The organism is Acinetobacter sp. X9 (genome assembly GCF_054889255.1).
In genome coordinates this window covers 2,787,450-2,806,024 of record NZ_CM142679.1, presented here as the reverse complement: position 1 = coordinate 2,806,024, position 18,575 = coordinate 2,787,450, and the positions used below count along the sequence as shown (strand labels likewise).

The window sequence follows — 18,575 nt, the reverse complement described above, 5'->3', positions numbered from 1 at the left end:
TAAAAAACTGCCCAGTGGTTCCACTGGGCAGTTTTTTTTATATTAATAATAATTGGCGACATAATGTGTCGTACTATGTAATAATAGTATGTGAAATTAAATTTAAAACATTTATAGTGTGTTTGATTGTATAAACCAAGACATTGAAATTAAAAAATTATTTTAAAGGGTTAATTATGTTGCTGATGATTCAATCTGATCAGGTGGAACAGATTATTCCAGATGCAAGTTCAGCGAAATCAGCTAAAAAACTAGCGAAATTTGAAGCGTGGAATAATATCTCAGGTTCAGTTGATCAATGGATTTGGGGGGAAATTCAAGGTAGCTCAATTTATCAAAGTGCAATTTTTTTACCCGAACTAAAGTGTGAATGTAGTTGCCCGAGTTTTAAGCGGCCTTGTAAACACGCTTTGGCATTATTATTTGTCTATACCGAGTATCAAGATAAATTTATTGTGCAATCGGATGAACAAAACATACCTGAGCGAGTACAGAAATGGCGTGATAAAAAAAACAAATCACTTGAAAAGAAAGAAAATAAAGTCAATAAGCCTATTGATGAAGAAGCTCGACTCAAACGCCAATTAGCGCGTGAGAAAAAAATTGATGCCGGGATTGATGCATTGCAAACATGGCTGAATGATGTTGTAAATCTAGGACTAGGACGATTACGTCAGCAACAACACGAGAAATTTCGAGATATCCAAAGCCGTTTAGTAGATGCTCAAGTTGCAGGTTTGGTGAGTTATTTAGATGAATTTTCTAGTGCCTTGTATCAAGCCAACTGGCAAGTAGAAAGTTCATTCTGGTTGGCTAAATTACAAACTGCTATTCATCTATGGCAGAATCGTCATCGTCTTAAACCTGAGCTTTATGAAGAGTTAAAACAGTTATTTGGCGTTAATTTGCCAGCTGATATGTGGGATAACATACCAGTTCATAAACTTGATCTTTACGCTTTAGGACAAGTGACGCATGAGTTGGTCAATACTCAGGGACGTTATCGTCGTCAATGGTTATGGGATAGTCAGAACCTGTGTGATTATTTGCTACTAGATTTTGAAATACCCCCTCATTCAAGCTTTGGAGTGACCTTACCTTATCAAAAACAATTGCCTATAAATGTCAAACTCTATCCTGTAATAAGCCAACAACGCTTACGTCTGGAAGATAATCTAATAACATTTAATGATTTAAACGAAGTGCTCATTTCACCTAGGGGATTTAAAAATTTTGACCAGGCATTTACTCAATATGCGAATGGCTTAAAACAACATCCTTTGCAATTAGTACGCTTTTTCTGGCTAGAGCAATTACGTTTAGTAAAGCTTGATAAAATAATTTATTTGGTCGATCAGGATCAAAAGATGTGTGAAATTGAAATTAAACAGTTTGTTGAGTTGTGGTTTTTAGTGGGGGCAGAGCCATTCAGTGCTGGTGTAGAGTGGGATGGGTTGAAACTTAAACTTATAAGTATTTGGCAAGGAGGGCATTTTGAATGTCTTTAACCACATCATACAGTGAGTTTAATCAACAGTTACTTCTCAAACTGACTTTAGGACAGCAATTTAAGCAAGTTATAAAAATTCCTAAAGAATTGCAGGATTATATTCCTAAAGAAATTGATTCAGCACAAGATTTATTGGTCTTAAATCAATATTGGGGACTGATGCAACTAGCAGGTTATCAAACACGAGCTGTGCCTGAAAAGGTTCAAAAGAGTTTTGGTGAAATTGATCAGATACAAAATGAAAAGCAGCTAGATGATGAGCTTGTGCAAATTTTGAAATGGATTGTTGCGCAAGAGTCGCCATTTTTATATCAGGATTGGGTTAATCAAATTTTAAAACTTGCTCAACAACAGCAGCAAGTGATTCCACGTTATTTGGTGTTGAAAGTTTTACCACTGTGTCGGAACCTAGTGTTATTGGCATCAGTCTTACCTGAGTTTGCATTTCAGGGAGATGTGACAACACGTGTGGATGATGCGAAAAGAGTGTGGAAATATTTGAAACAACAAAATGCCGAACCATTGATCCGTCAGTTGTTGAAATTAAAAAATAGCGATTGGTCTTTATTGATGAGCCAATTGTGCGGTCAATTACCAGACTTTACTAACCAGTATATTGCGGAATTCTGGTCACAATCTATTCAGAAAAATCATTTGCAAAGTCATGCTGAAAGTCTAGTGATATATAACATGCCAGTAACCCAATTTGAAGCTTTATACCAGCATGTGAAAACACTAGAACCCCAGAATGCAGCGACAGTACGTAATAATGCAGCATTAAGCTTTTATTTATATTATCAAGATAATACCCTTTATAACGAGGTTATGGCGTTACTGCGTGCATGTTTAAGCTACGATGTTCAAGCCAGAAAAGTTAAATTCAACATTAACTTAGATCAAGATGATGCATTGAATGATTATGGTTTCTTTGATCGAGAAGCAAATTTGGTTGAAAGCCGTAAAAGTTTAAAAACGGCTTACCAAAGTTCTCAAGTCGAACAGGCTTATCAGGAGTTTTGTGAAAGTTCAAAGGGCGTACTTTATCTCAAAAGAATTTTAATCCAATTACCACTTGCCTATTGGTTAGAATTATTTGGTACTTTGGATCATTTATTTTCATTACATTCGCGACAAAAAGATTCACTGTGGAGCGCATTTATTTTGTGCTGTTACCGAGAGCAGCGCCGTGATCTAGCTTTATGGTTTTATCAACATCAGACCAAATGGTGTGAAGCTGTGACAATATCAACTGGAAGCAGGATCGAGCGTGAGACAATCTTTGGTTTGCTAGATCAGGAGCCAGCAAGCAAATTATTATTAGAACAACTTGAGTCCTATTATCGAAATCAAGATTTAGAACATTTTTGGTATGTATTTCAAAGAGCAAAAGTTTTACATCAAGATCAGAAAATTTCAGAAATGGCAGCTGTTTTAATACAACACGCATATGAGACTTTGGACTTGCAGCAGGATCAAAATAAATTTGCATTATTAAAAGAGCATGCACAATGGCTGATTTTGGAAGCTTATCCAATAGACTTCAGTTGTCTACAACCTCTTTTTCCTATTTCTGAATGGAAACAACTTATTCAGTTTATTCAGTATAAACAAAAACTTATTGCTTAATGATCAATAAATCATAAATTAGGATAATCAACATGTCTCAACAAGTTTTACGTGCACGTGCAGAACAACAGTTTTCTCATGAATTAGATGCATTAAAGGCACATGACTATTTAGCAAAACCACCACAATGGCAACTTTCACCGAAAGCTGTTGTAGATTATTTATTGGGGACCACTTTAGCTGATGGAACTGTGATTTCACCTAAATATATTGGTAATCGCCGTTTAATGGAAATTGCAGTGGCAACTTTGGCAACTGACCGAGCATTGTTATTATTAGGGGTGCCGGGTACGGCAAAATCATGGGTATCTGAGCATTTAGCAGCTGCTATTTCTGGAAATAGTGCATTACTGATTCAAGGTACGGCTGGCACTAGTGAAGATACTTTACGTTATAGCTGGAACTATGCACAACTTTTATCTAAAGGTCCTAGTGAAGATGCATTAGTCAAAAGCCCGATGTTGCGCGCGATGCAAGAAGGTAAGATCGCTCGTGTAGAAGAATTAACCCGTATTCCTGCAGATGTTCAAGATACTTTAATCACGTTGCTTTCTGAAAAAAATCTGCCTGTGCCTGAGCTCGGTATTGAGTATCAAGCGATACAAGGTTTTAGTGTGATTGCAACAGCCAATAACCGTGATAAAGGGGTGAATGAACTCTCCTCTGCGTTAAAGCGTCGTTTTAATACGGTAATTTTACCGCCGCCTGCCACAATCTCAGAAGAAGTCGAGATCGTACAAAAGCGTGTTCAGTCATTAGGTAAAAGCTTGCAACTTCCTGAGATTCAGCCTTTGGATGCTCAAATTCAAAAACTGGTGACGATTTTTAGAGAGTTGCGTCATGGACAAACTTTAGATGGTAAGCAAAAGCTAAAAACCACTACGGGTACCTTATCAACAGCTGAAGCTATTTCTGTGATGAGTCATGGTTGGGTAATGGCTGGGCATTTTGGTTCAGGTAATTTAACTGACCATGAATTAGCAGCAGGTTTACAGGGTGCTGTATTAAAAGATCCTGTTCAAGATCTTGTGCCTTGGAAAGAGTATGTTGAAACTGTGATTAAACAACGCGAGGGTTGGCAAGACCTGTATCGTGCTTGTCGTGACTTAGAATAAAACTCAATAATAAATGACCTCATCCCAATCTTCTCCTTGCAAAAGAGAAGATGTGATCGGAATAAAGGATAGAAAAATGCTGCATATTCTCGGTATTCGTCATCATGGGCCTGGTTCGGCACGTAGTGTATGTAATGCTTTGGCTTCAATTCAACCCGATTGTATTTTGATTGAAGGGCCACCGGATGCCAATCCAATTATTGCCCAATTACAACATGCCGATTTTAAGCCACCTGTAGCATTGTTGTTGAATACTCCTGTACAAAAAGAAGTACGATCCCAGGCGGTCTTCTATCCTTTTGCTGAGTTTTCACCTGAGTGGCAAGCTTTACAATATGCGCTGCGTCAGCAAGTTGCAGTAGAGTTTATGGATCTACCTTTGCAACATCGTTTTGCATTAGAAAAACAATGGGCAGAACAACGTCTACAGAAAGCTTCGGTGGATGAACAGGCATTAACAGATGAGCAAGAGGTTGAGCTGAATCAGCAAGATGATATTGAGTCAGAATACAATCTGGAACAACATTATCTTTCGATTCGTCGAGATCCAATTCAATTATTGGCTGAACAGTCTGGCTATCAAGATAGTGAACGGTTTTGGGAACATCTAGTCGAACAGCAACCACATGCTGGACAAATGTTTACTGCTATTAGCGATGCGATGGCAGCTTTACGTGATCATTTGCTAAGCCAGCAACCTGAAAATTACAGTAGCGAAGATCAATTGCTGGAGCAGTATCGTGAAGCCTATATGCGCAAAGTGATTAAGCAGGCAGAAAAACAAGGCTATCAAAATATTGTGGTGATTTGTGGTGCATGGCATGCACCTGTGTTGGCAGATTTAAAAGCTCAAACTAAAGCGGATACTGCTTTACTGAAAGGTTTGCCTAAAATCAAAGTTGATGCTGCATGGATTGCATGGACACATGGACGATTGAGTCGAGATAATGGTTATGGCGCAGGTGTACAAGCGGTTGGGTGGTATACCCATCTTTGGAAGCATTACCAACAAGCTTTAGACGGAAATGTTGATGGCGAAAAAATTACCATTGATTGGTTAAGTCAATTTGCCCAAGCCTTACGCCAAGCAGGTCATGACGCCTCTAGTGCCCAAATTATTGATGCGGTACACCTGATCCAATCTTTATTGCAATTACGTGGACGCCGTATCCCTGATTTGGAAGATTTGTTTGAGGTAATTCGCTCGGTCTTGAATCATGGTTTGGATATTCCACAACCGATTTTAGCTAAATTGCTTGAAGATGAGCAATTGGGACAAGTACCTGCTGAATTGATTGAGTTGCCAATTCAAAAAGACTTTTTACAGCAAGTGAAGCATTTTCGCTTAAAACTCGAAGCACCACATCGTGATATTACGCTAGATTTACGTGAAGCATTCGACTTGGCAAAAAGTCAATTTCTACATTGTATTAAATTACTTGGCGTTGCTTGGGCAGAGTTAGCAGGTACAGGTGCGAAGCACGGGAATTTTAAAGAAATTTGGCAGTTGTCTTGGCAGCCTGAAAGTAGTTTATATCTGAATGAAATGTCATTGTGGGGCAATAGCGTGCAACTTGCTACGCAAAGTTATGTAGAACATCAGATCAAACAATGTGAAGATGTGGGACAAATTGCTCAACTGATTGAAAGCATTTTATTGTCTGGTTTGGACCAAAGCTTAAATTTTGCGTTGGATAAACTGAATGAACTTACTACCAAGCATCAAGACCCAAGTATTATTTTGGCAACTTTAAAGCCATTAATTACCGCAATTCGTTATGGCAGCGTACGTCAGTTTTCGATGCAACATTTGCATCAACTGGTAGAAAATTTAGCGATTCGTTTGATGTTGAGTTTGCCAAGTTATTGCGTACAACTAAATGCTGAAATGGCCCAGCAGTTTGCTCAACAACTACAAGCCTTATATGAACTTTTAGAACAATTACAACAAGATGAATTATTACAGCTTTGGCAGGAGACCTTGCAACAGTTATTGCAGTTGGAATATATGCAAGGTTATTTGCATGGTTGTTGTGTACGTTTAGCACGAGAACAGCAGTTGATTGATGTGAAACAGACACAGGGATTTCTCTCACGAGCTTTATCGATTGGGCAGACGGCAGACTACAGTGCCGCTTGGTTTGAAGGTTTTCTCACTCATCAAGCTTTGTTATTGATTCATGAGCAAAGCCTTTGGGAAACCGTGAGCCAATGGGTCAATCAATTACAAGAGCAGCAATTTATTGAGTTATTGCCAATTTTGGCGAGAACAGCCTCCAGTTTTAGTCCTGCTGAAGCACAGCAATTAATTCAGAAAGTGACACAAAAAACGACCAAAATCAAACAAGAGGTTGGTGTTTTAGACATCGAACGTGCTCAAACGGTATTAGATGAAATATACACATATTTACGGCCTGTTTCTGTCGAGGTTTAAGTGATGAACATGAATGAAGAACTGATCACTTTAGAACAATCAGATCTTGCGGAACAAGAACGACGTTGGCGTTTGATTTTAGGACAAGTCCCAAATTCGACTTCGCATTTACCGAATTGGTCGATGCAAGATAGTAAGATGCAAGAGTGTTTGAATGAACTTTATCAGACGCAGCAGCCTAATCGTCGAGGTGGTCTTGGGCATTCGAGTCCTCGAGTTGCGCAATGGTTAGGTGATATTCGTCAGTATTTTCCATCCTCGGTAGTGAAAGTCATCCAAAAAGATGCTTTAGAGCGTTTGAATTTACAGCAAATGTTGTTAGAGCCTGAATTGTTGGCGAGTGTTGAGGTTGATATTCATTTGGTTTCAACTTTGATTTCACTCAATCATTTAATGCCTGAAAAAACCAAAGAAACTGCGCGTATCGTGGTACGTCAGTTAGTAGAACAGCTTGAAAACCGTCTAAAGCAGCCCTTGCAGCAAGCGATTAGAGGGAGTATGAACCGTTCAGCTCATACACGACGTCCTAAACGCATGCAAGATATTAATTGGAAACGCACCATTCAAGCTAATTTAAAGCATTGGCAAGAAGACTTTAAAACGATTATTCCGCATGAATTACATGGGCATCCACGCCAACAAACGGCCTTAAAAGATATTGTACTCTGTGTCGATCAAAGTGGCTCTATGGCTCCCTCAGTGATTTATTCCAGTGTTTTTGCGGCGGTGATGGCAAGTATTCGTGCAGTCAGTACGCAAATGATTGTGTTTGATACCGAGTTAGCTGATTTAACACCTTTACTAGAAGACCCAGTGGATGTGTTATTTGGTACACAGTTGGGTGGGGGAACCGATATTGCTAAAGCGATAAAATACTGCCGTAGTAAAATCACTCGACCAGAAGATACGATTTTTATCCTGATTAGCGATTTGTGTGAAGGTGGTGATGCTAAGCAAATGCTCAAGCAAGTGGCTGAAATGCTAGATAGTGGGGTGCAAGTCATTACGCTACTGGCATTGTCTGATGATGGTGCACCTTGGTACGACACTCAACATGCACAGATCTTTGCTGATATGGGGATTCCAACGTTTGCCTGTACACCTGATCAATTTCCCGAACTAATGGCAACTGCAATTGAAAAACAGGATATTCATGCATGGTATGCAAGCCAACAAAATCTGACATAATAGTAGTTAAAGATTATGTTATGGCATATAACACTCAAAGTTTGAGTGGATTGAGGATACTTCTTTGCTGAAAATTATTTTGATTGTAGTGGTAATTTTAAGTTTAGCTCTACTGTTATTTTTATTGTATCAAAGTCAAAAAATGCTGCGTCATGTGCAGAAACAACAGGCTTTGGAAAATAAAAAGAATGGACGAGAACGTCAACTACATCCGAAATTACAGCAGATTAAGAAACCTCAGGATTAACTGAGGTTTTTTGTTGGAATCGTTTTTATTGCGCCAAATTCAAAACGATCAGGCCAGTTACAGACATCTGCAACAACACATTCTGCACATTTAGGTTTACGGGCGATACAACAATAACGACCGTGTAATATGAGCCAGTGATGTGAATCTAAAATAAATTCTTTAGGAATGACCTTAATTAAGCGGTGCTCAACCTCAAGAACATTTTTACCTACTGCTAAACCAGTTCGATTTCCCACTCGGAAAATATGAGTATCGACAGCCATGGTGGGTTGTCCAAAAGCTGTATTTAAAACAACATTTGCGGTTTTACGTCCGACCCCTGGTAAAGCTTCCAAGTCTTTTCTGTTGCTTGGCACTTCGCCGTTAAACTGCTCCATTAAAATCTTACAGGTCTTAATGACATTTTCGGCTTTTGCGTTATAGAGGCCAATTGTCTTGATATATTCCTTTAACCCATCTACGCCTAAGTTATAGATTTTTTCGGCTGTATTCGCCACAGGGTAAAGTTTATCAGTTGCTTTATTAACACTTACGTCGGTCGCTTGAGCTGACAACATAACTGCAATAAGTAGCTCAAATGGAGATGAATATTTTAACTCGGTTTGAGGTGAAGGTCGTTGTTCGCGAAGGCGTTCAAAGAAAATTTGAATCTGCTTTTTCGTCATATTCTTGACGGCCATTCAGACCTCCTGTAATTGCATGAGTTGCTGTTGAAGTTCTTCAAGTTGAAGACGTTTTTTAGCATCTTCACGTACACTGAGTTGTTTTTCCAGTTTCTTAATTTGCGTACGAATTTTCGCTAACTCAATTGTAGTTTTTGCATCAGTTGACACAACTTCTTTGGGTTTCTCGATGAGCTCAATTGAAGGTACTTCATCAAGTGCCTGAGAGAACTGGGCAAACAGTTGGGTATCAATTTCAGCGCGTACTACAGGCCCTTTACGGTGAGTACGACGTTTTTCTTCGCGCTGAATGTGAGCGTAATAACGTTGTCTTAAATCATTTTGTTCAGCGATACGCTGTTGCTCATTTGGTAATACTTGCGTGTCTTCGACCAAATCAATGCAATCTACGGGACATGGTGGAATACATAACTCACAACCTGTACATAAGTCAGTCAAGATGGTATGCATGAGCTTACCACTTCCAATAATAGCATCTACAGGGCAAGCACTAATACATTTGGTGCAACCAATACATTCATCTTCTCGAATAATCGCTTTCATTCGCTGAGGGCGCCCATCGGCCTGTACAGGCCATACGCTAGTTTCAGCGGTTAACACAGAACGATTTAATAGATTTGCGAGTGCATCGGCTACAGGCTGACCACCTGGAACGCATTTATTTGCTTCTTCACCTTCAGCAATCGACTTTGCGTAGGGTAGACATCCATCACGATGTCCACATAAACCACACTGAGTCTGTGGTAATAACGCATCAATCTCGCGTATGAGAGAAATAGATGAATTCATAGTGGGCAAATAGCTTGGTTAAAACGATGCGATAATGAAGAAAAACCTAAGTAAGGTCAATGGATTTTAACGAATTTATCGGGTTTTTAATTGACCTAAAATGTAGCTAATATTGCACAATAATAGATCAATAAAAGTGAAAAGTTAAATGACTATTTCTTATCTTTAAGTAGTTTTTCTAAAAATAAGCTTTTGATAATTAAGATAAATAAAATAATTTAAAATAAGTATTGTTAAAATTGATGGAAAGGGATTTAATATTTTGCTGCTAAATGATGCATTTAAAAATGTATTGCACCAATTTAATTCATTACTATGCTGAGGACCGTGCATTGAAATACAACAACCTGAATGAATTCCTGAATTACGTGCAAGCGCGTGATCCGCATCAACCTGAGTTCTTACAAGCTGTCGAAGAAGTCATGACAAGTTTGTGGCCATTTATTGAAAAAAATCCAGAATATGCAGAGCAGGGATTGCTAGAACGTTTGGTTGAACCAGAGCGTGTGATTCAATTCCGTGTTTCATGGATGGATGATCAAGGTCAGACTCAAGTTAACCGTGCTTTCCGCGTTCAATACAATTCAGCAATTGGTCCATTCAAAGGTGGAATGCGTTTCCATCCATCGGTCAATCTATCAATTTTAAAATTTTTAGGTTTTGAGCAGACTTTTAAAAACTCACTTACTACTTTACCAATGGGTGGCGGGAAAGGTGGTTCAGATTTTGATCCTAAAGGTAAATCTGATGCTGAAATTATGCGATTCTGTCAGTCACTCATGATTGAGCTTTATCGCCATTTAGGACCAAATACGGATATTCCTGCGGGTGATATTGGTGTGGGTGCGCGTGAAGTGGGTTACATGGCTGGCATGATGAAAAAGCTGAGTAATGACACCGCTTGTGTTTTTACCGGTAAGGGAATTTCATTTGGTGGTAGCTTAATGCGTCCTGAAGCAACTGGTTATGGTACGGTTTATTTTGCAGAAGAAATGCTAAAAGCCCGTGGACAATCTTTTGCTGGTAAAACTGTTTCTGTTTCAGGCTCTGGTAACGTCGCACAATATGCGGCAGAAAAGGCGATGTTCTTAGGAGCAAAAGTTGTTACCTTGTCGGACTCAAACGGTACAGTTTATTTAAAAAATGGTTTTACAGATGATTTACTTGCTGAAGTAATGGAACTGAAAAACGTTAAACGTGGTCGTATTTCCGAGTTTGCTTCTAAACATGGTTTTGAATATTTTGAAGGAAAAACGCCTTGGCATATTCCTGTCGATATTGCTTTACCATGTGCTACGCAAAATGAATTAACAGGTGAAGATGCTAAAACGCTTATTGCAAATGGTGTCGTTTGTGTAGCTGAAGGCGCTAATATGCCCTCTACACTTGAAGCAGTTGAACACTTTATCGAAGCGAAAATTTTATATGCCCCAGGTAAAGCATCTAATGCGGGTGGTGTGGCAACTTCTGGTTTAGAAATGTCTCAAAATGCAATTCGTTTAGGCTGGACCCATGCTGAGGTCGATGAACGTTTACATGCAATTATGAAAGACATTCATGCCAACTGTGTAAGATATGGTACTAAAGAAGACGGTAGTGTGAACTATGTAGACGGTGCCAATATTGCAGGTTTTGTAAAAGTTGCTGATGCAATGCTTGCTCAAGGTATTTTCTAATATAGAAATAAAAAATCCGATGCATAAGCATCGGATTTTTTTAGTCTAAAAACTTATTTTTTAGGTTTTTTAACTAACTCTTGTTCTACAACCATATCTAATACATCTGCTTGACTAGATTGGTCTGCAGCTGGGTTTTTCACTTCAAAACGTTTTACACGCAAAATTACGCGTTGGTCTGGTTTATGTTCAAACCCTTCGATTTGACCGTAATATAATGACCAGTTTTTGTCAGCGTAAGTTTTAACGCCTTTGTCATCATATTTAATTTCACGAACTTGCATACAAGTTTGTGGCGCAACACCAGTACAAGATTTAGTTTCCGGAGCTACTTCAAGGAAAACTGTTTTTCCTTCAGATTGATATTTTGCTTCAGGTGTCATTTTACCAGTGAAAGTATATTTCTGACCTTGAGCATCAGATACTGTCAATGTTGGTTGATCAACATTTGTAGTATTGAGTTCAAACGGAACTGCACGTTTTTGGAAGAGGCTGCTAGAGAACTGTTCCTGTTTCATTAAAGCAGGTTCACATGCCATCATTGTCGACATTACGTCAGCTGTTACAATCGTATTATTTTCAACTTTCCAAGTTGTTCCTTGGCGGTTACAACCTGTTGCGATAGATAAACGGTCATTTGTAAAGTTAAGAACGATTGGCTTTTTAGTATTTTCAGGCTGATATGACCAAGAGTAATCTGTTAAAGCTTGAGTATTAACTGCTTTTTGACCTTGGAAAATGTGTTTTTGACCAGTTTTATCTGTCACCGTTAAAATCACCTGACCATTAGTGTTGCTAATTTCAATTGGTAATTTTGCTTCATTAAAGATGCTAGTAGAAAGTTGTTCTTGTTTCATTAAATCATCTTGGCAAGCCATCATCGTTGAAACAAGATTAGAAGTAACAAGTTGGTTGCCTTCAACTTTCCAAGTACCGCCTTGGCCATTACAGCCCGTATTAATGGCTAATTTACCATCTGCATTAAAGTTAAGAATAAGTGGTTTAGAAGCTTTTACATTTTGATAAGTCCATGCATATTCACCTAAAGTGGTTGCAAGGTTTTGTTGTTGCTCAGAAACAATTGGAGCAGGAGTATTAGTAACTGTTTGACACGCCATCAAAGAAAAAGGTAATAACGCAAGAATTAAATATTTAATTTTCATTTAAAAACTTCAAGTAAAAAAACAACAGTAATAAGCTTAAAACATTCTTAAAAAAAGAAAATGTAAACATTTGATTGTTTCGGTTTTTAAAATGTATAAGTTTGTAAATTATTCTAATTTTCAACAAAAATAATGGTATACCCCGCAAAAACGGGGTATTTCTTAATAATTAATCAAAACGATAGATGTCCATTCCTAATGAGCCCATTGTGAAGCTACTATGAACAATCGTAAAGCGATTGCCTGTACCCATAGCAAAAAACAAAGGTGCAAAATGTTCAAGCGTAGGGTGGTTACGTTTCACAAACGGCAGTGATTGCCAGTCTAAAACTCCATCATAATCTTGATGGGAAAGCTTATTAACGACAGTATTTCTAAAAGTTGAAGCCCATTCAGGAACTTTAGAGTTGTCTCCTTGCCAAGATAACTCTGCAAGATTATGAGTAATACTTCCTGAACCAATGAGTAAGATTTGTTTATCACGTAAAGGGGCAAGCGTTTGTCCTATACGATAAATTTCTTGTGCACTTAAATTTGATGGCAAAGAAATTTCGACTACAGGAATGTCTGCATCTGGGTACATATGCAATAAAGGCATCCATACGCCATGATCACGAGGACGGGTACTATTGGCATGTGCAACAAAGTGAGCATCGGCCAATAATTTTAAGATTTCTTCTGCTAATGCTGGTTCGCCAGGCGCACTGTAGCGAATTTCATATAATTCTTTAGGAAATCCACGGAAGTCATGCCACGTTTCAGGACGAGTTGAAATGCTCACTTCAAGTGCTTTACTTTCCCAGTGCGCAGACATCACAATAATTGCCTTTGGTATAGGAAGATTTGTACCTAAACGGTGTAGAGCAGGTCCCACTTGTTCTGGGTCAAGTGCAAGCATGGGTGAACCATGTGAAATAAACAGTCCGGGAAGGGTTTGTAGTTCCATTTCATTACACCTGAGTTGAAAAGCAGAATAATAGGTATTATGCCAAAATCAGGACATGTTAAAAGTATCCAGATTTCAACGGATTGTTCTTAAAATGAAACGTTTGTTCCTTTTATGCACGGTGGTAAGGATGATTGTGGTTAATACTCATGGCCCGATATAGTTGCTCGATTAATAAAACACGTACCAACGGATGGGGCATGGTAAGTTTTGAAAGTGACCAATGCCAAGCGGCAGCTTTACGTACCTGATCTGACAAGCCATCTGGACCGCCGATAGCAAGTGCTACATCATTACCCTCAAGCATCCATTGTTTCATTGTGTCAGCTAATTTCTCTGTACTCAGTTCCCGACCACCAACTTCTAGAGCAATTAAGGTTTCATTCGGTTTTAAAGCATTTAAAATGCTTTCGCCTTCAATTTGGCAATATTTTAAAATATCTGCTTCTGAATCATTCTTACCACGTTTGGCCATAGGTAGTTCAATAACTTGGGTTTGAACAAAAGGTTGGATGCGTTTGAAATAATCTTCAAAACCAGTAAGAACCCAAGCAGGCATTTTTTGACCAATGGTCAGAATACGAATTTTCATGTTATCTATTCATTCAAAAACAGCTGGCGCATTATACCTGAGTAATGAAAGCATCTGACGATCTAAAAGACAGGCATAAAAAACGCAGTCCAAAAAACGGTGTTGGACTGCGATCAAATGATCATCTGTCTGGAGTTCAGATGATCATAGAGAATATAAACAAGGCTATCTAAGAATTAGACAGTGAAGAGTACTCATTTATTTAAATACTCTTATTACCTATTATGAGGATGGTTGGATATTTTTCAATCAAATTATGTAACAAAAAAAAGAGAGCCGAAGCTCTCTTTTTCCATATTTTTAATTAGTGACGTGCTGCTTTTGAGCCTTCCACCGGTTTTACAATCGGTGTTTTAGGTAAAGGTTTTGGCATCGAAACTAATGCTAAAGGCAAGATGTCATCAATACTTTTCACAGCTTTGATTTCCAAACCTTCTTTAACATTCGCAGGAATTTCTGCTAAGTCTCGAACATTGTCTTGAGGAATAAAGACAAGCTTGATTCCACCACGGTGTGCTGCAAGAAGTTTTTCTTTTAAGCCACCAATACGCATTGCACGACCACCTAAGCTTGTTTCACCCGTCATTGCAATATCAGGTCGAATTGCAATACCTGTAAATGCTGATACAAGCGCAGTTGTTAATGCTAAACCAGCAGATGGACCATCTTTTGGTGTTGCACCTTCAGGTAAGTGAACGTGTACATCAGTTTCTTCAAAACGAGAAGCTTCAATACCTAACTCATCGGCACGTGTACGCACTAAAGTCATTGCTGTAGTAATAGATTCTTTCATTACGTCACCGAGTGAACCAGTCGTAATGAATTTACCTTTACCTTTGACAGCTGCAACTTCAATTGTAAGTAATTCACCACCTACAGATGTCCAAGCTAGACCATTTACGCGTCCTACTTGTGCTTCATCTTCTGCGATACCGAAGTCAAACTTGTGTGGACCTAAGTATTCTGGAAGATTGGCAGAAGTCACATCAAGTTGTAAGTTTTTAGACTTTTTACTTACTGCTTCTTTTACCACTTTACGCGCAATTTTAGATACTTCACGTTCTAAACTACGTACACCAGCTTCACGTGTATAACGCTGAACAATGTCACGAATCGCTTCTTCATGAATTGTTAACTCTTTTGGACGTAAACCATTATTCTTAATTGCTTTTGGAACAAGGTAACGTTCAGCAATGTTAACTTTCTCATCTTCGGTATAACCCGGTAGACGAATAACTTCCATACGGTCAAGCAAGGCTTCTGGAATATTCATACTGTTTGCAGTACAGATGAACATCACTTCAGATAGGTCAAGATCAAGATCTAAATAGTGATCGTTGAACTTGCTGTTTTGTGATGGATCTAATACTTCAAGCAAAGCAGAAGCAGGATCGCCACGGTAGTCTTGCGCCATCTTGTCAATTTCGTCGAGTAAGAACAATGGATTCTTCACGCCAACTTTTGTTAAAGATTGCACAATTTTACCTGGCATCGCACCAATATAAGTACGACGGTGACCACGAATTTCAGCTTCGTCACGTACACCACCAAGTGCCATACGAACAAATTCACGACCTGTTGCTTTCGCGACAGACTCACCAAGTGAAGTTTTACCTACACCAGGAGGGCCTACTAAACATAGAATCGGACCTTTGAGCTTTTTAACACGCGACTGAACAGCTAGGTATTCAACAATACGGTCTTTTACGTCATCTAAGCCGTAGTGATCTGTATCGAGAATTTCCTGTGCTTTCGCAAGGTTGATACTCACTTTGCTCGCTTTATTCCACGGCGTATCTAAAATTACTTCTAGATAGTTACGTACAACAGCTGCTTCACTAGACGCTGGTTGCATTGCTTTAAGCTTACGGAACTCAGCTTCAGCTTTTTTACGTACGTGTTCAGGTAAATCAGCTTCAGCAAGACGTTTCTCTATTTCAGCAACGTCATCTTCAGCACCGCCATTCATGTCAGAAAGTTCACGTTGAATGACTTTCATTTTTTCATTTAGAAAGTATTCACGTTGATTTTTTTCCATTTGGCGTTTTACGCTGTCATGCAAAGTTTGTTCAATTTGCTGTTCAGCAGATTGATTTACCAAGTAGCTCATAAGCTCTTGCAAATGTGCTTCAAACTCATCGTGCTCTAAAAACTTCTGTTTAATTTCAATATTTAGAGGCACACGTGTTGCTACAAAGAACATGAGTTGTAGCAAGTCTTCAATTTTATTAGCCGCAGCAACGAGTTCGCGTGCATTACGTAATTTTGCTTCAGCATATTGAGCAAATAAAGTACGCAACTCTTGCAAACGAGTTTCTTGAGTAGCTTTATCTACGTTAATTGTCATTGGACTTAAGCTGTGTTCAGCAGTCAAATGGCTATCTTCATCGATAATCTTTTCAAGTTTAGAGCGATGTAAACCTTCAATAAGTACTTTAATGCAGTTTTCATCATTTTCATGATTTACGACTTGAACAATCTTAGCGACAGTTCCGTACTGATAAAGGTTATCGTGATCAATTTCTTCTGTAAGCGAATCTTTTTGCGCAACTACAAATACTAAATTGTCACTGTTACGAGCCACATCAACTGCATTGATCGATTTTTCACGACCCACGAATAACGCAATTTGCATGTGTGGGTAGACCACTACATCACGTAACGCTAAAAGTGGTAATACACTTGGAACCTGAGGCTCTAAGTCAGTTTTTTCATTCATAATAAGTTCAGACATGGGCACTCCTAATGAGTGACAACGAGGTTGCCATGTTTTTTATAGTGATGTGTATTTCAAAAATTACAAGGGCCTCTCTATAGAAAATGTGGAAAAAATGACTAATTTAGTCAACTTTTTTATTAAAATATTATGAATCAACGGATTAATTCTTAAGAAGAATAAAATTTTGTAGAAAGGATAGGTAATTTAGCTTAATAATTATGAAATATTCATATAGTAAAAAAGACGTTTGGGTGGAAAACAACCATTTTCTTATGTCATTTGTCGGCATTGTATAATAACAATAATGCAAAACTTATTTAATATTGAACGTTAAATAGCCATGTTAATATAAGTTGGTAAATCGGTCTGTCACGTAGAAGTAACCATCCTTAGGGTGGTTACTTTTATGATTTTAGGGGCATTAAAAACTTAAGACTAATTTTAATTTTCTATAAATATTATCTTTTAAAATAATAAATATGTTGAGGGGTGAGTAAAGCATCTAAGGGTTGATCCCAACTTTGACGTTTTAAAGTATGTTCAATAAATTGAAATTGATGAGCTAACCCTAAACGATAAGGCTTATGTTTTGCACTAGCCAATGTACGGTCATAATAGCCGCCTCCCATACCAATACGCGTACCGTATTGATCACAAGCTAAAAGTGGCATTAACAGTAAATCAAGTTTTGATACATGTTTTCCTCTTGTTGCCATGGGTTCTTTCATACCCAATGGATGATGAGAAAAACGTCGATTTACATATTGGTTTTTAGATATTCTTACCCAGACTAAACGTTGGTTCATAGAACAAATCATAGGTAAATAAACTTGTTTATTCTTTTTAAAACATAATTTTATGAGAAGCTCTGTGTGAACTTCTCCAAAGGCATGCAAATATAAACCAATTTTTTTGGAAGAATGAAAAATAGGGAGGATGTTTAGATGATGAAGAACATTAAGCTGAGCCTGTTTTTGCTCAAATGAGCTTAAAGAACGTCTTTTAGATCTTAAATTTTTTCTAATAAAGCTGAGTTCATTCATGTATAAATCTAACTAAGATTAAAGATCAGTCGTGCAAAATTATACCTATTTTTCGACAGTTTTATGGAAATAGAAGGGTAATTCGAAAATAACTTAAATTGGTTGGACCAATAGTCATAAATTGATCTGATCTATATGTTTAACTATTAAAAATTCTATTTCTTTACGTATTGTCAGTATTTCTTTACATTTAATAAGGTTAAGTATTTTTAAAAGATTAATGCAGAATTGTTAAGCCTATGAAGTTGAAAATTTTAACCATTACAATAAGTGTTGGTCTGCTACTTGCTGGATGTACGAAACAAGCCGAACCTGAAGCGGCGGAAGTAGATTATAAAGCTCAATTTGAAGAATCAGATCGTAAAATAGGAGAGTTTTTAGATCAACTAGATAACCCGAATACACCTCAAGAAGTTAAAGTCAAAATCTTATGTCATGACTATCCAGAAGTTTATAAGACCCAATATATGCCTGCCTTAATAAAAATTTCGCCTAAACCTTATACCGAAGAGAAATTATTATCGGATTTGAAAAGTGCGACTGATTACTACAAAGATGCCTTTGCTATTAGGTGTAATTAATAAATTCATTGATGTTTTAATTCTCAAAAAATGCAACAAATGTGAATTGTTTGGCGATATTGAGTTGTGGTAAGTTTAATTTTGTTTTGTTTATAACTGCTAATTGGGGGTTCTCGATATGGAAATCTTGAAATTCTTACAGAGTTTTAATACGGTCGGTACATATTTAACGATCGCTTCAACCGTTTTAGTAGGTCTAATTATTTATTTTTATGTGATTAATCCGGCATAAACACCTTTAAAAGAAATAGGGATCAATT

Annotated in this window: 16 protein-coding genes; 9 read left to right on the top strand and 7 right to left on the bottom strand. The window is 37.9% G+C overall.

Annotation, left to right across the window (positions count from 1 at the left end):
• The first annotated feature begins 176 nt into the window (after nucleotides 1–176).
• The 6 genes from ACYU0V_RS13385 to ACYU0V_RS13360 all read left to right on the top strand — a co-directional run bounded on the left by ACYU0V_RS13385 (nucleotide 177) and on the right by ACYU0V_RS13360 (nucleotide 8,120).
• Nucleotides 177–1,508 carry an SWIM zinc finger family protein gene (locus ACYU0V_RS13385; protein ID WP_461847836.1) on the top strand — a complete coding sequence of 444 codons (1,332 nt, stop codon included), beginning with the start codon at nucleotides 177–179 and terminating at the stop codon, nucleotides 1,506–1,508.
• Complete coding sequence (locus tag ACYU0V_RS13380) at nucleotides 1,499–3,136, top strand: hypothetical protein (RefSeq protein WP_461847834.1); 1,638 nt, start codon at nucleotides 1,499–1,501, stop codon at nucleotides 3,134–3,136. Before ACYU0V_RS13385 ends, ACYU0V_RS13380 begins: the two co-directional genes overlap by 10 nt.
• A 32-nt stretch (nucleotides 3,137–3,168) precedes the next feature.
• Complete coding sequence (locus ACYU0V_RS13375) at nucleotides 3,169–4,251, top strand: ATP-binding protein (protein ID WP_151283360.1); 1,083 nt, start codon at nucleotides 3,169–3,171, stop codon at nucleotides 4,249–4,251.
• A gap of 76 nt (nucleotides 4,252–4,327) precedes the next feature.
• Complete coding sequence (locus ACYU0V_RS13370) at nucleotides 4,328–6,685, top strand: DUF5682 family protein (RefSeq protein WP_461847833.1); 2,358 nt, start codon at nucleotides 4,328–4,330, stop codon at nucleotides 6,683–6,685.
• A 3-nt stretch (nucleotides 6,686–6,688) separates the two neighbouring features.
• A complete protein-coding gene (locus ACYU0V_RS13365; RefSeq protein WP_060465436.1) occupies nucleotides 6,689–7,873 on the top strand; it encodes a VWA domain-containing protein in 1,185 nt (394 codons plus the stop codon).
• A gap of 64 nt (nucleotides 7,874–7,937) precedes the next feature.
• Entirely contained in the window at nucleotides 7,938–8,120 is a 183-nt protein-coding gene (locus tag ACYU0V_RS13360) for a hypothetical protein (protein WP_019456871.1), read from the top strand.
• Here the strand turns inward: ACYU0V_RS13360 and nth are convergent.
• A complete protein-coding gene (gene nth / locus ACYU0V_RS13355; protein ID WP_060465437.1) occupies nucleotides 8,117–8,803 on the bottom strand; it encodes an endonuclease III in 687 nt (228 codons plus the stop codon). The genes ACYU0V_RS13360 and nth overlap by 4 nt on opposite strands.
• Nucleotides 8,804–9,595 carry an RnfABCDGE type electron transport complex subunit B gene (locus ACYU0V_RS13350; RefSeq protein WP_078220363.1) on the bottom strand — a complete coding sequence of 264 codons (792 nt, stop codon included), beginning with the start codon at nucleotides 9,593–9,595 and terminating at the stop codon, nucleotides 8,804–8,806.
• Between the two features lie 272 nt (nucleotides 9,596–9,867).
• Here ACYU0V_RS13350 and gdhA point away from each other — a divergent pair, with 272 nt between their 5' ends.
• Nucleotides 9,868–11,271, top strand: a complete 1,404-nt coding sequence (gene gdhA / locus ACYU0V_RS13345; protein ID WP_342063235.1) for an NADP-specific glutamate dehydrogenase — start codon at nucleotides 9,868–9,870, stop codon at nucleotides 11,269–11,271.
• Nucleotides 11,272–11,324: 53 nt separating this feature from the next.
• Here the strand turns inward: gdhA and ACYU0V_RS13340 are convergent, their stop codons facing one another.
• The 5 genes from ACYU0V_RS13340 to ACYU0V_RS13320 all read right to left on the bottom strand — a co-directional run bounded on the left by ACYU0V_RS13340 (nucleotide 11,325) and on the right by ACYU0V_RS13320 (nucleotide 17,734).
• Complete coding sequence (locus tag ACYU0V_RS13340; protein ID WP_005802909.1) at nucleotides 11,325–12,434, bottom strand: META and DUF4377 domain-containing protein; 1,110 nt, start codon at nucleotides 12,432–12,434, stop codon at nucleotides 11,325–11,327.
• A gap of 169 nt (nucleotides 12,435–12,603) precedes the next feature.
• Nucleotides 12,604–13,380 carry a DODA-type extradiol aromatic ring-opening family dioxygenase gene (locus ACYU0V_RS13335; protein ID WP_005075524.1) on the bottom strand — a complete coding sequence of 259 codons (777 nt, stop codon included), beginning with the start codon at nucleotides 13,378–13,380 and terminating at the stop codon, nucleotides 12,604–12,606.
• Nucleotides 13,381–13,492: 112 nt separating this feature from the next.
• Nucleotides 13,493–13,972, bottom strand: coding sequence for a 23S rRNA (pseudouridine(1915)-N(3))-methyltransferase RlmH (gene rlmH, locus ACYU0V_RS13330; protein ID WP_002054393.1), 480 nt, complete (start codon nucleotides 13,970–13,972; stop codon nucleotides 13,493–13,495).
• 304 nt (nucleotides 13,973–14,276) lie between these two features.
• Nucleotides 14,277–16,706, bottom strand: coding sequence for an endopeptidase La (gene lon / locus ACYU0V_RS13325; RefSeq protein WP_002117591.1), 2,430 nt, complete (start codon nucleotides 16,704–16,706; stop codon nucleotides 14,277–14,279).
• Between the two features lie 443 nt (nucleotides 16,707–17,149).
• Nucleotides 17,150–17,734: a 5-formyltetrahydrofolate cyclo-ligase gene (locus ACYU0V_RS13320; RefSeq protein WP_461847829.1), complete on the bottom strand. Its 585-nt coding sequence runs from the start codon at nucleotides 17,732–17,734 to the stop codon at nucleotides 17,150–17,152.
• A gap of 239 nt (nucleotides 17,735–17,973) precedes the next feature.
• Between ACYU0V_RS13320 and ACYU0V_RS13315 the strand changes: the two genes are divergently transcribed.
• Entirely contained in the window at nucleotides 17,974–18,315 is a 342-nt protein-coding gene (locus ACYU0V_RS13315; protein WP_063098341.1) for a hypothetical protein, read from the top strand.
• Nucleotides 18,316–18,433: 118 nt separating this feature from the next.
• Nucleotides 18,434–18,547, top strand: a complete 114-nt coding sequence (locus ACYU0V_RS13310; protein ID WP_002117788.1) for a hypothetical protein — start codon at nucleotides 18,434–18,436, stop codon at nucleotides 18,545–18,547.
• Nucleotides 18,548–18,575 lie beyond the last annotated feature (28 nt).

What these genes read in the sequence shown, in the direction of transcription:
- ACYU0V_RS13350 (WP_078220363.1), bottom strand. Translation starts at nt 9,595, where the DNA reads ATGAATTCATCTATTTCTCTCATACGCGAGATTGATGCGTTATTACCA.
- ACYU0V_RS13365 (WP_060465436.1), top strand. Translation starts at nt 6,689, where the DNA reads ATGAACATGAATGAAGAACTGATCACTTTAGAACAATCAGATCTTGCG.
- ACYU0V_RS13385 (WP_461847836.1), top strand. Translation starts at nt 177, where the DNA reads ATGTTGCTGATGATTCAATCTGATCAGGTGGAACAGATTATTCCAGAT.
- ACYU0V_RS13375 (WP_151283360.1), top strand. Translation starts at nt 3,169, where the DNA reads ATGTCTCAACAAGTTTTACGTGCACGTGCAGAACAACAGTTTTCTCAT.
- ACYU0V_RS13340 (WP_005802909.1), bottom strand. Translation starts at nt 12,434, where the DNA reads ATGAAAATTAAATATTTAATTCTTGCGTTATTACCTTTTTCTTTGATG.
- gdhA (WP_342063235.1), top strand. Translation starts at nt 9,868, where the DNA reads ATGATGCATTTAAAAATGTATTGCACCAATTTAATTCATTACTATGCT.
- nth (WP_060465437.1), bottom strand. Translation starts at nt 8,803, where the DNA reads ATGGCCGTCAAGAATATGACGAAAAAGCAGATTCAAATTTTCTTTGAA.
- lon (WP_002117591.1), bottom strand. Translation starts at nt 16,706, where the DNA reads ATGTCTGAACTTATTATGAATGAAAAAACTGACTTAGAGCCTCAGGTT.
- ACYU0V_RS13315 (WP_063098341.1), top strand. Translation starts at nt 17,974, where the DNA reads ATGAAGTTGAAAATTTTAACCATTACAATAAGTGTTGGTCTGCTACTT.
- ACYU0V_RS13370 (WP_461847833.1), top strand. Translation starts at nt 4,328, where the DNA reads ATGCTGCATATTCTCGGTATTCGTCATCATGGGCCTGGTTCGGCACGT.
- ACYU0V_RS13310 (WP_002117788.1), top strand. Translation starts at nt 18,434, where the DNA reads ATGGAAATCTTGAAATTCTTACAGAGTTTTAATACGGTCGGTACATAT.
- ACYU0V_RS13380 (WP_461847834.1), top strand. Translation starts at nt 1,499, where the DNA reads ATGTCTTTAACCACATCATACAGTGAGTTTAATCAACAGTTACTTCTC.
- rlmH (WP_002054393.1), bottom strand. Translation starts at nt 13,972, where the DNA reads ATGAAAATTCGTATTCTGACCATTGGTCAAAAAATGCCTGCTTGGGTT.
- ACYU0V_RS13335 (WP_005075524.1), bottom strand. Translation starts at nt 13,380, where the DNA reads ATGGAACTACAAACCCTTCCCGGACTGTTTATTTCACATGGTTCACCC.
- ACYU0V_RS13320 (WP_461847829.1), bottom strand. Translation starts at nt 17,734, where the DNA reads ATGAATGAACTCAGCTTTATTAGAAAAAATTTAAGATCTAAAAGACGT.